Here is a 14,986-nt window from a genome sequence, read left to right on the forward strand (position 1 = left end):
GGTTCAGGCCCTCCTTGCCAGTGCTTCAAGCACCACTTGCCGGTCACTAAACGGATATTTCACGCCTTTTACCTCTTGATAGTCCTCATGGCCTTTACCGGCCACGACGATGCAATCCTTATGGCCGGCCCTGGCTACCGCCGTGTGTATGGCTTGTTCACGGTCAGGCACCACCTCGGTTTTGCTGCTGTCACAGCCGCTTAAAATGTCCTTGATAATCGCGGCGCTATCTTCATTGCGCGGGTTGTCATCAGTGACGATCACGCGGTCCGCCCATTGCCCCGCAGCCGCCCCCATGAGCGGGCGCTTGCCGCTATCCCGGTTGCCACCGCAGCCAAACACCGTCCACAAGGATTGGCGGCAATGGTTACGGGCGCTACTCAGGACTTTGTCCAAGGCATCTGGGGTATGGGCATAATCAACAAAAACCAATGGCTGCGCATCGCCGCCAAAACATTCCATGCGTCCCGCAACGGGCTTTAATTGCCGCAGTTTTTCTGCCGCCGGCAAAAATTCCATGCCCATTGCCAGCATGACCGCCAACACCAGCATGACATTTTCGATATTGAAATCACCATACAAAGGGACGCTAATATGCTGTGCAACTAAACGGTATTGGACATCAAATTCCAATCCGCCCGCATGGGAACGGCTATTTTTGACTTGTAGCGTCTCACCTTTTGCCACCACCTTGCCTTGCCTGCTCACGCCCCAAATGCTGGCCGATCCGGGGATTGAGGCAATAACCGCGTCGCTACCTTCGGCATCAAGGTTCACCGCCACAAAAGCGGGCGATGATTTCTTTAATAACAGGAGTTTGGCTTCCAGATAAGCGTCCATCGTGCCGTGATAGTCCAGATGATCGCGGGTGATGTTGGTATAAACGGCACCGGTAAACTTGACGCCATTGACCCTGCCCAGATCTAAGCCATGCGAAGAGACTTCCATGGCCACCGCTTGTTTGCCATCTTGCCGCAAGCTAGCCAGCATTTGCTGTACAGACAACGCATCAGGCGTGGTATTGGCGGTCGTTTTTAATTTGCCCCATTCACCCCAACCCAGCGTGCCGATAATCCCGCACGCGTCAAGCATTTGCGCCAAAAACTGGCTGCATGAGGTTTTGCCATTCGTGCCTGTGATGCCTATCACGGCCATAGCTTGGGACGGGTCACCATAAAATCGTGCGGCCATTTCCCCAAGGGCATCGCTTAAGCCGTCGATGGCTATCACTGGTACACCCAGAACCTGTTTTGCCAACTCCGCGCCATTACCGGCAGGGTCATAAATGATCACGCCGGCACCCTTGCTGATGGCTTGCGCCGCATGGGCCAAACCATGTTGTTGGCTGCCGTTCAAGGCAATGAACGCATCGTTATGCCGGACCAAACGGCTATCCAACGCCAAACCCTCGACCGTCAGGCTTTCAAGCCCCTGCTGCGGGTTAGGTGCCAATCCATTTAATAAAGCTTGCAGGTTCATCTGAAAATTTATTGGAATTGCTGGGTTAATAAAATCGGCATGGTGTCTATCTGGTCAGGCGCCACATCCAGTATCCTCAAAGCGCCCGACATGACCTTAGAGAAGACCGGCGCGGAAACCAAGCCACCGTAATATTGTCCCGCCGAAGGTTCATCAATCATAACCACCATCACTAGGCGCGGGTCTTTCGCAGGGGCGATACCGGCAAATACCGAGAAATATTTTTTAGCGATGTACCCGCCCCTTCCGCCGGATTTTTTGACCGTGCCGGTTTTGCCCGCCACCGTGTAACCATCGACCCTGGCCTCGTAAGCCGTGCCGTCTTTGGTGACAACTTGTTCCATCATGGCCCTGACACTTTTTGCGGTTTTGGCAGAGAACACGCGTTTAGCGTCAATGTCTTCGTCACGCTTTAATAAACTGACTGAATGGAGGATGCCGTCATCGGCCAAAGCGGTGTAAGCCCTAGCCAATTGCAATGCGGAGGAGCTGACGCCATAGCCGAACGAGAGGGTTGCACGGGCAAAATCATTTAAGCGGCGGTGGTCAATTAAGCTGCCCTCGGCTTCGCCCGGAAATCCGGAGGCCGCCGATTCGCCAAAACCAAGGTTGTGATAAACGCCACGGAAATATTTGGGCGGCATCCTTAACGCCATTTGGCTAACGGCGATATTGCTGGATTTTTTTATCACCTTGGTCAAATCCATCGTGCCGTAATTATGCACATCCTTAACGGTACGGCGGCCTATCGAGTAAGCGCCATTGGTGACAAACATATCATTGGGTTTGACATATCCGCTATCCAAACCCGCGGCGACCACAAACGGCTTGACGGTTGAACCGGGTTCAAACACATCGTTGATGGCCCGGTTGCGGTAATTGCTTTTTGCTTTGGTGTTGGGGTTGAAGGAAGGCTGGTTAGTGGCGGCCAGCAATTCACCCGTTTTGGCATCCAAGATGACCAGCACGCCCGATTTGGCTTTGTGTTCGTTGACCGCCCGTTCCAGTTCACGATAGGCCAAATATTGAATGCGCCCGTCAATGCTCAGTTCAATATCCTTACCCTTCACCGCTTCTTTGGTGTCGGTTACGGCAACGACATGCCCTTGTCCGTCCCGGATAACCCGTTTACTGCCGGAAATGCCTTGCAAGACTTTTTCATATCCGGCCTCGACACCTTCTTGGCCGACATCTTTAGCATCGGTAAACCCAAGCAAATGCGCGGCAACTTCTTTAGCCGGATAAAAACGTTTGTATTCGGGTTCAATAAAAATACCCGCCAGTTTCAACCCTCTAATCTGCTCCCCAATCGCGGGGTCTATCCGGCGCGCCAGATAGGCAAATTGCCTTGGTTTTTCCACATCCAACAAAGCCGACACTTTCCCTATTGGCAAATCCAAAAGCCTTTCGATTTGTTGGACTTTATAAGCCTTCTCTTTTTGATATTCCGCATAGATCTGAAGTTTTTCCGCTTCGGTCAACTTCATCGCTTTATCAAGGTGCAGCTCTTCCTTTTTATGCTTGCGGTAATCCTTTTCCATTTGTTTGATGCGGGCATCGTCATCTTTTTTGACTTCCCTGGCATTGATGATGATGGAATGGACAGGGGTGCTGACCGCTAGTGGCGCACCGTTCCTATCTTTTATCATGCCCCGTGACGCCATAATCGGCACCACATCAATATGCTGGTAAGCGTTTTCAAACTTGGGGTCACATTCGTGTATGGCCTGCAAATAGACTGCGCGGGCCACCAAAGCCACCATACAAAACATCATAAAAGCAACCAGAACCCGCCTTCGGCCAGTAAAGTCAGTCGTGGGTTCGCGTCCTGCTTTTTTTAATCTAAAATCAATCATGGGCAGATTAAGGCTTGAGATAAATTATGTCTTCGTGTTTTGGCATGACCAGCTTTAATTGATTGAGCGCCGCGGATTCAATATGGTTTTGTTCCAGGAGCATAGTGATCTCCAACTGCGTCTTCCCCCAATCTATCTCGTATTGGTCCAAGGCATTTTGCTGCTGCTGGATTTCAATAAAAATTAACCGCGCACGGTATTGGAAATAGACCACCGCAATGGCCGACACCAGTAATGCCATAAACAGCGCACCAATTGCCCAAATACGCAAAGCGGCCATTTAAACTTTCTCGCTAACGCGCATCATGGCGCTACGCGACCGGGCATTTCGGGCGACTTCTTCCGGCCCCGCTTTCAACGCCTTGCCCATTTTTTTTAAAACGCCTTTGGTGATATCCGCTTCTTTGATCGGGAATTTGCCCGGATTGTATTTGGCACCGGATTCGTCACGGAAAAACCGCTTAACTATCCTGTCTTCAAGTGAATGAAAAGAAATCACGACTAGCCGCCCTCCCGGCTTCAATAATTCCAAAGCTTGCGCCAAAACGCTTTTGAGCTCGTCCAGTTCGCTGTTGATAGCTATGCGTATGGCTTGGAAAGACCGGGTTGCCGGGTGTTTATGCTTTTCCCTGACCGGAACCGCGTCTTCGATTAATTTTGCCAGCTGCCGGGTTGTCGTGATCGCCGTTTGCTGGCGATGCCCGACAATAGCGCGGGCGATCCGTCGTGCGAACTTCTCTTCGCCGTAATCAAACAAGACATCCACTAGCTCTTGCTCATCCACTTTCGCTAGCCATTGTGCCGCAGAGATGCCAACTGAACAGTCCATACGCATATCTAACGGGCCGTCATGCAAAAAACTAAATCCCCGTTCGGGATTATCCAGTTGTGGTGATGAAACGCCTAAGTCAATTAAGATGCCATCAACTTGGCCTAAGATTTGTTCGGAGGTGGCAATGTCTTTCAAGCCTGAGAAACAACTATGTATTAACCTAAACCGTTTGTCGCTTTGTAACTGCCGGGCATATACTGAAGCAATGGCATCCGGATCCCTATCTAATGCCAATAACCGGCCCGATTCCCCTAATCGCCCCAGAATACCCTGGCTGTGCCCACCTCTCCCGAATGTACAATCCAGATAAAGGCCATTTTCTTTAATTGCCAGTTGCTCCAATGCTTCTGCCAACATCACGGGCAAATGCTCCACTACATTCCCCCAGTATTAAATTGCCTTAAAAAGATAAATTCCCTAATTCTTCGACACCTTCGGTGTCATCACTGTCCATCCAATCCTGTTCTTTTGAATTCCAGGCGGCCTCGTTCCATAGCTCAAACTTGTTGAGCTGCCCCACCAGCATGATTTTCTTATCCATGGCGGCGGACGTCCGAAGTTTTTCGGGTAACAGTAAACGGCCTTGGCTGTCAATTTCACACTCGGACGCATTGCCGATAAGAAACCGTTTCAACTTGCCTGCGGCTTTATTTAAGGTAGGTAATTTGATAATGGTTTGTTCAAGCTTTTCCCATTCTGGCAGAGGATATAACCACAAACAGCCGCCCTCACCCGTACAGCGCTCATTGACAGCGACAGTGACGACCATTTGGCGTTGACAACATTGTTGCAGTGTTTCCCGGTAACGCGTAGGGATAGCAATACGGCCTTTGTCATCAAGATTGATTGTACTTATGCCACGAAACAAGAGCCACCTAATATCCCAAAAAATCCATTTCTTTACACTTTTAACCCACTTTTTTCCACAGTTAGGCGCACTATAGAATTCAATCAGCCGTTAGTCAAGCAGGTTTTTAGATAAAATGTTGCTTTCTCGACAATAACTTACAAAATACCTAAGGATGCCTCAGAGCATGCGGGAGCCGCATTGATAAATATTATGATTTATCAATAAAGTGGATGGATTTGTTACAGGGGGTCATTAGGGATGAGGCCAGATGGCACGCGGCGCAGGGCTAGCCACTGTATTTTGCTGGGGAAATGAAGTGCGTAATAACACTCAAATTTGGCAATAAATCACAAGCCGGGGTATGAAAAAACCAGGATTTTCTAGTAAGAAGAAAGAGTCGACCTGTAAGCCGGGTTCTGTCGAGAACAGCCATTCATCTAGGCTGCAAGTCACCTTGCAGCTCAAGCAATCTACCCAGGGACCGCGCGGGCCACGCGTCTGTCCCCCTATTTGATCTTGCTCCGGGTGGGGTTTACCATGCCACTCCTGTTACCAGTCGCGCGGTGCGCTCTTACCGCACCTTTTCACCCTTACCGGTCTACTGACAGGCGGTTTATTTTCTGCGGCACTTTCCGTAGGTTCACACCTCCCAGGCGTTACCTGGCACCCTGCCCAGTGGAGCCCGGACTTTCCTCCATTTCATCACAAGGATAAAACAGCGACTGCTCAGTCGACTCTTCCATCCGCCAGTGTAACACATTCAAGCGCTTGGCGTTGGACGACTTTCATAAATTTGCAAGACCTGAAAGGTTTTGTAAACCTTTCAGGTCTAATATGGCGATTTTATTGCGTTTCCTGCATCGCCAAAGCGGCCTGATATAGCAATTTTTTCCGTCCCCCGGTAATTTCCACCGCCAAGGCCACCGCCGTTTTCAGCGGGCATCCCTTCAGCAAAATGCCCAAAACCCTTAATTGTTCCGGTGAAACTTCCTGCTCGGTTTTTTCAAGCACCGCCCCATCGACAATCACCACAAACTCGCCTTTACGCATGTTTTCTTCACGCGCCACCAAGGCCAGCGCGTCCGCCAAATTGGTTTTGACGATGGTTTCGTGCAATTTGGTCAACTCGCGGGCGATGACAATTTCCCTATCTAATGGCAACACCGCCGCCATATCTTCCAAACACGCCAGAATGCGGTGGCTGGATTCATAGATCACCCAGGTCACCGGGCTTAAAACCCGTTCGCTGAAAAATGCCTTACGCGCCGAAGACGTACGCGGCGCGAACCCCTCAAAGGTGAATTGGCTGACAGGCAAACCCGCCGCCGACAAGGCCGCAATCAAGGCGCAAGCGCCAGGGATTGGCACCACATCCAGCCCCGCGTCTTTCACCAACTTGACCAAGGGCATTCCCGGATCGCTTAACAACGGCGTTCCCGCATCCGACACCAGCGCGATAGACAAGCCTTCGCGTAATTTTTCCAATAGCATCAGCGAGGCTTTATCTTCATTATGCTGATGCAAAGACACTTTTTTATTGCTGATGCCGTAATGGCTTAGCAATAGGCCGACATGGCGCGTGTCTTCCGCCGCAATCAAATCCACCTGCTTTAAGGTCTCAATCGCCCGAAAACTAATATCGCCCAAGTTACCTATCGGCGTGGCAACCACGTATAATTTACCGCATTGATTTGCCATGTATTTTTCTCCACTCACTGTAGGCACGACCATGAGCCGTACTAATCACCTGCCCAAACACCGCAGACCGTCAGGCGATTATAACAGCATCAACCCCACAGGCTTGGCCCCGTTCCTCAGCCCACGGCTTGCCACAACCGGAAAGCAACATGCTCTTCGCCAATAACAAAACCAAAGCCGCGCATCTCGCCACGGGCGAACAAGCCGAACAACACGCAGAAAAACACCTGCTCAAACACGGTTTGAAATTAGTCTGCCGCAATTTCCGTTGCAAACACGGCGAACTGGATTTAATCATGACCGACCAGCAAGCTTTGGTCATTATCGAAGTCCGCTACCGCAAAACCGACCGCTTCGGCTCCGCCACCGAAAGCATCACCCCCACCAAACAAGCCCGCATCATCGCCGCCACCCAAACTTATTTGATGGCAAACAAAATCAATCCGCCACTACGGTTTGACGTGGTTGCGCTATCGGGGGATGGACGGTTGGAATGGGTGAAGAATGCGTTCTGATGCGTATGGCTTAGGCAGGATGGGCTGAACGAAGGGAGGCCAATCATAGTTTAGCGATAGCGTAACCCGACGAATCAGCACCCAAATGTCGGGTTACGCTTACGCTAACCCGACCTACGAATCTATTTCGTCGCCCAACATCGCAACGGACCATTCTGTGTTATGCTTTTTATCACGTTAGCATTTTCAAGCTTCAAGCCAACATAATTAAGCCGGGGCACGCCTATTTGCCAAGCTCCATGGCGATTTCCATAAGGCGGCCAAGCCTTGTATTTCCAGGCCACCACCCTAAATTACAGCTTTAGCGCATTCCCCATTTATAATCGCTTACTTACCGCTAGATTTCCATCATTTCACCTAACCGCCCCATGAGCTTACAAGACCGCATCATCAACCATTTCACCGATAGCATCCAAACCCAACAGGAAACGTTGGGGTTGTTGTGCGAGCTGATCGAATACGCTTCGCAACGGCTGGTTTCCACGCTATTAAATGATAAAAAAATCTTCACCTGCGGGAATGGGCGTTCCGCCGCCAGTGCGCAACTGCTGGCTTCGGCCTTGTTGAACCAATACGAACGCGACCGCCCGTCCTTGCCTGTGATTGGCTTGAGCACCGATGTGGTGACGATGACGGGCATTGCCAATGACCACCATTTTGATGAGATTTTTGCCAAGCAACTTCGCGCCCTAGGCCAAAGCGGCGATATTTTGGTGGTTTATTGCGACAGCAGCAACGCCGCCAACCTCGCCAAAGCCATTGCCGTGGCGCACGATAAGGACATGTCCGTAGTGGCGTTGACGGGCAATGGCGGGATGCTTTCGCAATTATTAAATGAAGTGGACATAGATATCCGTGTGCCTAGCGATTCCCGCGCCCATATCCAGGAGATCCATATCCTGATCACCCATTGCCTGTGTGACCTGATCGACCATCAATTGTTTGGTTAACTTCCCCCACAAGACCTGCTTAAGGTGAGCCATGAAAAAATATTTACTCCTGCCCATAGCCCTATTTAGCCTCAACGGCTGCACAACCACGCCCGTGAATGAGGCGGAACTGGCTGCCGAACTGGCGCAAGGCCGCCGCAGCCGCGAGGCGCTTATCATAGACCAAGCCATTGAAGCCGATAGCTATGATGAGCTCAGTGGCGACAAAGAACTCTTTGGACAAACCCATATCAATGTCCATGCTTTTAATGGCGCGGCCTTGGTGACGGGCGAGGCGCCCACCGAAGCCCTGCGCAGCAAAATCATCGGCATTATCCGTCTAGTTGACGATGTCAAACTGGTGCACAACAAAGTCGCCGTCGCCGAGCCTAGCGACCTGCAGTCCCGCGCCAGGGATGCGGAGCTGGCGGACAACATCCGCTCCGCACTAGATAAAATCCGCACCCTTCAAGGCTTCAACCCTGCAATGGTCAAGGCCTACGTTGAAAACGGCGTGGTTTACCTGATGGGTAAAGTCCACCGCAATGAAGGGACTGTCGTTATTAACTTGGTCAGATACCAACCTAATGTCAAACAAATCATCACCGTCTTTGAATACCTCGATTGACCTGCCGCCCTTGCCCGCTGGCTTCATCGCGGCCTTGGCGCAGGTTTTTGCCGCCAACGGGTTGCTGACCAAGCCGGAAGATTGCTGGGCGTATGGTTACGACAACAGCCGCCGCCACGTATTGCCGCAAGCCGTGGTGTTCCCGGCCACGCACGAACAAGTCGCCGCCACTGTCACCGTCTGTAATGACTACCTAGTGCCGCTGACCACGCGCGGGCGCGGTACGGGCACGACGGGCGCAACCGTGCCGCTGAAAGGCGGTTTGGTCATGTCGCTGGAGCGGATGGACCAAGTTTTGGAATTTTCGCCCGACAACCGCTACATCCGCGTGCAGCCCGGCATCACCAACCAGCAAGTGCAGGATATTGTGAAGGAAAAAGGCTTTTTCTGGCCTCCTGACCCGACCAGCGCGGCGTTTTGCAGCATCGGCGGCAACCTCGCCTACAACTCCGCAGGCCCCCGCGCCGTAAAATATGGCACGCCGCGCGAAAACACGCTGGGCTTACGCGCCGTCACCGGGGCAGGCAAGGAAATCAAAGTCGGCGTGTTCACCAGCAAAGGCGTGGTGGGCTACGATTTGACACGGCTGATTATCGGCTCGGAAGGCACATTGGCGGTCATCACCGAAGCCACCTTAAAGCTCACGCCGCTACCGGAAGCCACCAAAACCTTACGCGCCGTTTATCAAAACGTGTTCGCCGCCGCCAAAGCCGTCGCGGCGATTATGGCCCAGCCTGTGGTGCCGTGCGCCTTGGAATTCATCGACGGCAACGCCATCAACATGATCCGGCAATATTCCACTTGCGACTTGCCCGAAAACGCAGGCGCGATTTTGATGATGGAAGTGGACGGGCAACTTGAAGGCTTGGACAACGCCGCGCAAAAAGTCGCCGACAGTGCCAAAAATGACGGTTTGCTGGACATCCGCGTCGCCCAAACCAAGGAAGAAGTCGCCGCCCTGTGGCAAACCCGCAAAGCCTTGTCCCCCGCATTGCGCAAAGTCGCGCCTAAGAAAATCAATGAAGATGTCGTCGTCCCGGTCACGGAAATCCCGACGCTGATCGCTGGATTGGATGAACTGTCCAAACAATACCAATTGCCGATCATCAATTTCGGCCATGCGGGTAACGGCAATATCCACGTCAACCTATTGCTTAACCCAGACGACCCCGAACAAAGCGCACGGGCGCACCAATGTTTGGATGAAGTGTTCTCGCTAGTGCTCAAATTGAACGGCACGCTGTCGGGCGAGCATGGTGTGGGCTTAGAAAAACGTGATTTTGTCGATAGGGAACTGGATGCCAATTCGCTGGAGCTCATGCGTAACATCAAGCATCAGTTCGACCCGAAAGGCATTTTGAACCCTGACAAGATGTTGCCATTAATTTAACGGGATTTATTTTCACCCATCGCCCGTGCCTTAAACAGGCATTTACAAAGCCCTGTCCAGCCGACATGCACCCCATTAACCTAAACACATGCTAAGAATCACTGAATTAAAACTTCCCTTAGACCACACTGAAGACATGCTGTCCACCGCCATCCTGCAAAGGTTGGCGGTCAAACCTGAGCAATTGTCTGGCTTTACGATATTCCGCCAAGGTAACGATGCACGTAAGCGGGATGCCATATTGCTGGTTTACACACTGGATGTGTCACTCACTAACGAAGCCGAAGTGCTGGTACGTTTTCACGATGACCCGCAGATTTCGCTGACCCCAGACACCACTTACCGTTTCGTCGCCCAAGCCCCGGAAAATCTGGCCGAACGGCCTATCGTCATCGGCACTGGCCCTTGCGGGTTGTTTGTCGGCCTGATCCTCGCCCAAATGGGCTTCCGGCCGCTGATCCTGGAGCGCGGCAAGGAAGTCCGCGAACGCACGAAAGACACATTTGGATTGTGGCGCAAACGGGTGTTCAACCCTGAATCAAATGTGCAATTTGGCGAAGGCGGGGCGGGGACGTTTTCTGACGGCAAACTTTATACCCAAATCAAAGACCCCAACCACTACGGGCGCAAGGTGTTGACCGAGTTTGTCAAAGCAGGCGCCCCACCGGAAATATTGCGCGTTAGCAAGCCGCATATCGGCACTTATCGGCTGGTGTCCATGGTCGAACATATACGCGCCAGCATTGAAACCTTGGGCGGGGAAATCCGTTTCCAAAGCCGGGTTGATGACCTGGAAATTGTTGACAATGAAGTGCGGGGCGTGACGCTGGCCAGCGGTGAAACCCTAGCCAGCCGCCATATCGTGTTTGCGGTTGGCCACAGCGCCCGGGACACCTTCAAAATGCTCTATGGGCGTGGCGTCTATATTGAGGCCAAGCCCTTTTCTGTGGGTTTCCGTATCGAACATCCACAGTCCTTGATAGATGCCTGCCGTTATGGCAAACACGCCGGGCATCCCTTGCTGGGCGCCGCCGATTACAAACTGGTCCATCATTGCCAAAATGGGCGTTCGGTGTACAGCTTCTGTATGTGCCCTGGCGGTACGGTTGTCGCCGCCACATCCGAAGCAGGGCATGTGGTGACTAACGGCATGAGCCAGTATTCACGCAATGAACGCAACGCCAACAGCGGTATCGTCGTTGGCGTCACGCCTGACGATTATCCAGGCCATCCCTTGGCTGGCATAGATTTCCAACGCCAATTGGAAGCCCAGGCTTTTGTGTTGGGGGGCGGGACTTATGATGCACCCGGGCAATTGGTCGGTGATTTTCTCGCCCATCGCCCGTCCACCCGGTTCGGCAGCGTTTTGCCCTCTTACACGCCAGGTGTGCATTTGGGCGATTTGTCCACCGCCCTACCCGAATATGCAGTTACCGCCATCCGCGAAGCTTTACCGGCTTTCGGTAAAAAAATCAAAGGCTTTGCAATGGACGACGCGCTTTTGACGGGGGTGGAAACGCGCACGTCTTCGCCTATCCGCATAAAACGCAACGGGCAGTACCAAAGCATCAACACCAAGGGTTTGTACCCTGCCGGAGAAGGCGCGGGTTATGCGGGCGGCATTTTATCGGCGGCGGTGGACGGCATTAAAGTTGCCGAAGCGGTGGCGTTGGCAATGGTTGGTAGTTAACATCGGCATCAACGCCACGCCGCAGGCTGGGCAAAACATGGGCTAGGTGACGGACAGGAGCCTAGCCTGCGGCTTTAGCTGCAAGCAAATTTGAAGGGAAATGGAAAACCTATTTGGCACGTTTTGTGGAGTTATAATTGTAAGAGCTCACAACCCCCCGCTTGTCGAACTTGATCACTAAATCTTCGGCTTGGTTTTCGCCAAATGCCGTTAGGTAATAATTTCCGTAGGTCCATGTTTTCAGGCCGTTATCAATGCCCGTACGCCATGGGGTACCGAAGGTGGTAAAGACATCGTTTTGCGTCGTTTCGCCAATGCGGATCGACTGCACTTGGCCCGCAGGGAATTCATGCCCGACCGTAGCGCACCCGGCCACCATTAAAAGACATGACATGGCCAGGCAACGGCGGACCCAATGCAACGGCCCCGAAGAAAACATATTACAGTTCATAGCAGATTTCATGAATATCATCCCCAAAAAGAATTATCGTGATTGTAAAAGTCTTATCTGTCAACTACCTACCACCAAGAACCCCGTTTAATTTCCGGTAAAACCTCCCCAACGGCTATAGCCCTGCAAAAACCAGCCAAAGCCGTCGTTTTTACTTCATACGTAGCTCTGGACAACACCTAAATGCTTTGCGGTTTAGGCTGGTGCCCTTTAAGGCATAAGGCTTCAAAATCTTTCGCCGCCATCGGATGGTGCCAAAAAAAACCCTGGCCATTCTCACAGCCCAATTGGGTCAATTGCTCGGCCTGCTCATGGGTTTCTATGCCTTCTGCCAAGGTCTGCAATTCGAGCGTCTTGCCCAATTGTATGATGGCCTGGACTATAGCGCTATCTTCGCTTTTGCCGGAACTAAGCCCCCGGGTAAAAGATTGGTCGATTTTTAATTTGTTGATTGGAAATTGTTTGAGATAACTTAGCGAAGAATAGCCGGTACCAAAATCATCTATGGCAAAACTGATGCCCAGCGCCTTCAGTTCATGGATCACTTTAATCACCGAATGGCTGTCAACCATCAGCACGGATTCAGTCAGCTCCAGCTCAAGATACTTAGGCTCCAAGCCGGAAAGGGCCAACGCCGCTTTCACCGACTCCACCAAATCACCACGCCTGAACTGCACTGACGATATATTGACAGTGACCAATAGCTTTAAGCCCACATCATGCCAGTGGCGGTTCTGTAAACACGCCTGTTGCAAGACCCAATTGCCGATCGGCAGCATCATGCCATTGTCTTCTGCGATAGGGATAAATTTTTTAGGCGGTATGCTGGTGAGCTTATCAGGTTGCCACCGTAACAGGGCTTCCACACCGATAATATGGTTGTCATGTAAAGCAAACATGGGTTGGAAATATAATTGGAATTGCTTTTTTTCCAATGCCACCAGCAGTTTGCTTTCGATGGTGACGCGTTCGATTGACGCTTGGTCCATATCTTCGGCAAAAAATTTGAAGGTGTTCCGGCCTTTATTTTTCGCCGCGTACATCGCGGTGTCAGCTTTGGTCAGCAGCTTTTGGAAAGATATGCCGTCTATAGGGAACAGGCTGATGCCAATGCTGAACGAGGTGGAAACGGTAACCCCTTCGATGGCGAACGGTTTATGCAATTGTTCGAGGATTTTCATGGCAATGCGTGTCGCTATTTTGGCGTCAGGCAGATCGGTAAGGATAATGATAAATTCGTCACCGCCTTGGCGGCATACCGAATCCACCTGCCGGACGCAATGCGACAGACGGCCCGCGATCCCTTGCAGCAAAAGGTCTCCGACATTATGCCCCAGGGTATCGTTGATCTGCTTGAAGCGGTCCAAATCAAGGAACAATACCGCCACCAAGGTATTGTTCCGTAATGCCTGGGCCTTGGCCTGGTCGAAACGGTCGTTCAGTAAAGTGCGGTTAGGCAACTTAGTCAATGCATCGTGATGAGCCAGATATTCGATTTTGGCTTCTGCGGCTTTCCGGCCTGTGATGTCGGAAAAAATGCAGATATAGTTGGTGATGAAACCTTGGGAGTTGCGGATGACAGAAATCCCCAGCAACACGGGATAGGTTTCACCATTTTTACGGACATCCCAGATTTCACCTTGCCAATAACCATTTTCCTTAACGGCTTTGCACATGCCTTGGTAATAAGCCTGGTCATGTTGCTGGGTGGACAAGATATAAGGCGTCTTGTTTCTCGCCTCACTTTCCAGATAACCGGTGATCCTGCTATAGGCCTCGTTGCTGGATAAAATCCTGGTGTTGGCGTCACAAAGGATGATGCCTTCACCGCTGTATTCAAATACTTTCGCCAACAGCTGCAACCTGTCGGCGGCTATTTTGCTGTCGTTGATGTCGGTATAAGTGCCTAACATCCTCAAGGGTCGGCCATCATGATCCCGTTCCACAATACTGCCCAAACATAAGACCCACTTCCAAGAACCGTCAGCACAACGCTGCCTAAATTCAACCCGGTACTCAGGAAGTTCACCCGCCAAATAAGCTTGGCAAGTGGCATTGATCAGGTCAAAATCGCCAGGGTGGATGTTCGAGGACCAATTATCAAGCGTGATCGCCGTATATTCTTGAGGGTCATAGCCCAACATGTTGGCGAACTCGCCATTCACGACACCCTGGTCGGTTTGGATATTAAAATCCCACATCCCTTGCTTTGCGGCGGACAACGACAAACGCAAGCGTTCTTCACTTTGCCGCAATTGCCGCTGTTTCTCGGACAATAATTGGTTCATCAAACGGTTCCGCAAGACGAAACGGACACGATAAGGCAGCAGCATCCATTGCATTGGCTTGCCGATAAAATCGGTCGCCCCTAACTGATAAGCCAGTTCCACACACTGGATATCCTCAACGGCGGTCATCATGACTATCGGCACCTCGCTGTGCAGCTCGCCACAGAGCAGGCGCAAACACTCAAAACCATCCATTTCGGGCATGATGACATCAAGCAGCACCAAGTCAGGTGGCTTAGCCATAAACAAGGCTATGCCTTGCCGGCCATTTTCGGCCTCCATGATTTCAAAACCATTCCTACCCAAAGCCTCAGATGCCAACATCCGGCTCATCGCATCATCATCAATAATCAGGACCCGTGGCTTATCAGTCATGCCTG

The 14,986-nt window shown here is 51.6% G+C and carries 13 protein-coding genes and 1 other RNA gene; 5 read left to right on the forward strand and 9 right to left on the reverse strand.

What is annotated here, in order from left to right; translation table 11 throughout:
• Nucleotides 1-3 precede the first annotated feature (3 nt).
• The 7 genes from METMI_RS0105525 to rsmI all read right to left on the reverse strand — a co-directional run bounded on the left by METMI_RS0105525 (nt 4) and on the right by rsmI (nt 6,715).
• Nucleotides 4-1,479: a UDP-N-acetylmuramoyl-L-alanyl-D-glutamate--2,6-diaminopimelate ligase gene (locus tag METMI_RS0105525; RefSeq protein ID WP_019865264.1), complete on the reverse strand. Its 1,476-nt coding sequence runs from the start codon at nt 1,477-1,479 to the stop codon at nt 4-6.
• An 8-nt stretch (nt 1,480-1,487) separates the two neighbouring features.
• On the reverse strand, nt 1,488-3,335 hold the full coding sequence (locus METMI_RS0105530) for a peptidoglycan D,D-transpeptidase FtsI family protein (protein ID WP_029151496.1): 1,848 nt from the start codon (nt 3,333-3,335) through the stop codon (nt 1,488-1,490).
• Between the two features lie 7 nt (nt 3,336-3,342).
• The gene (ftsL, locus tag METMI_RS0105535) at nt 3,343-3,615 is read right to left on the reverse strand and encodes a cell division protein FtsL (RefSeq protein WP_019865266.1); all 273 of its coding nucleotides are present in this window, start codon (nt 3,613-3,615) and stop codon (nt 3,343-3,345) included.
• Complete coding sequence (gene rsmH / locus METMI_RS0105540; protein WP_019865267.1) at nt 3,616-4,542, reverse strand: 16S rRNA (cytosine(1402)-N(4))-methyltransferase RsmH; 927 nt, start codon at nt 4,540-4,542, stop codon at nt 3,616-3,618.
• Between the two features lie 25 nt (nt 4,543-4,567).
• Entirely contained in the window at nt 4,568-5,035 is a 468-nt protein-coding gene (gene mraZ / locus METMI_RS0105545; protein ID WP_029151497.1) for a division/cell wall cluster transcriptional repressor MraZ, read from the reverse strand.
• Between the two features lie 371 nt (nt 5,036-5,406).
• Nucleotides 5,407-5,755, reverse strand: an RNA gene (gene rnpB, locus METMI_RS25900) — RNase P RNA component class A.
• 105 nt (nt 5,756-5,860) lie between these two features.
• On the reverse strand, nt 5,861-6,715 hold the full coding sequence (rsmI, locus tag METMI_RS0105550) for a 16S rRNA (cytidine(1402)-2'-O)-methyltransferase (protein WP_019865269.1): 855 nt from the start codon (nt 6,713-6,715) through the stop codon (nt 5,861-5,863).
• Between the two features lie 149 nt (nt 6,716-6,864).
• Here rsmI and METMI_RS0105560 point away from each other — a divergent pair, with 149 nt between their 5' ends.
• The 5 genes from METMI_RS0105560 to METMI_RS0105580 all read left to right on the forward strand — a co-directional run bounded on the left by METMI_RS0105560 (nt 6,865) and on the right by METMI_RS0105580 (nt 11,867).
• Nucleotides 6,865-7,230, forward strand: a complete 366-nt coding sequence (locus tag METMI_RS0105560) for a YraN family protein (protein ID WP_019865270.1) — start codon at nt 6,865-6,867, stop codon at nt 7,228-7,230.
• A 368-nt stretch (nt 7,231-7,598) separates the two neighbouring features.
• Entirely contained in the window at nt 7,599-8,180 is a 582-nt protein-coding gene (locus METMI_RS0105565; protein ID WP_019865272.1) for an SIS domain-containing protein, read from the forward strand.
• Between the two features lie 31 nt (nt 8,181-8,211).
• A complete protein-coding gene (locus METMI_RS0105570) occupies nt 8,212-8,787 on the forward strand; it encodes a BON domain-containing protein (RefSeq protein ID WP_019865273.1) in 576 nt (191 codons plus the stop codon).
• Complete coding sequence (locus tag METMI_RS0105575) at nt 8,747-10,177, forward strand: FAD-binding oxidoreductase (protein WP_019865275.1); 1,431 nt, start codon at nt 8,747-8,749, stop codon at nt 10,175-10,177. The genes METMI_RS0105570 and METMI_RS0105575 overlap by 41 nt, the downstream gene beginning before the upstream one ends.
• 88 nt (nt 10,178-10,265) lie before the next feature.
• Nucleotides 10,266-11,867 (forward strand): NAD(P)/FAD-dependent oxidoreductase, encoded by a 1,602-nt coding sequence (locus METMI_RS0105580; protein ID WP_019865276.1) that lies wholly within the window; start codon nt 10,266-10,268, stop codon nt 11,865-11,867.
• 109 nt (nt 11,868-11,976) lie between these two features.
• Here the strand turns inward: METMI_RS0105580 and bamE are convergent, their stop codons facing one another.
• Nucleotides 11,977-12,261 carry an outer membrane protein assembly factor BamE domain-containing protein gene (bamE, locus tag METMI_RS0105585; RefSeq protein WP_156829777.1) on the reverse strand — a complete coding sequence of 95 codons (285 nt, stop codon included), beginning with the start codon at nt 12,259-12,261 and terminating at the stop codon, nt 11,977-11,979.
• A gap of 236 nt (nt 12,262-12,497) precedes the next feature.
• Nucleotides 12,498-14,981, reverse strand: coding sequence for a two-component system response regulator (locus tag METMI_RS0105590; RefSeq protein ID WP_019865278.1), 2,484 nt, complete (start codon nt 14,979-14,981; stop codon nt 12,498-12,500).
• Between the last annotated feature and the right edge of the window lie 5 nt (nt 14,982-14,986).

The organism is Methylovulum miyakonense HT12, from assembly GCF_000384075.1.
GTDB lineage: Bacteria > Pseudomonadota > Gammaproteobacteria > Methylococcales > Methylomonadaceae > Methylovulum > Methylovulum miyakonense.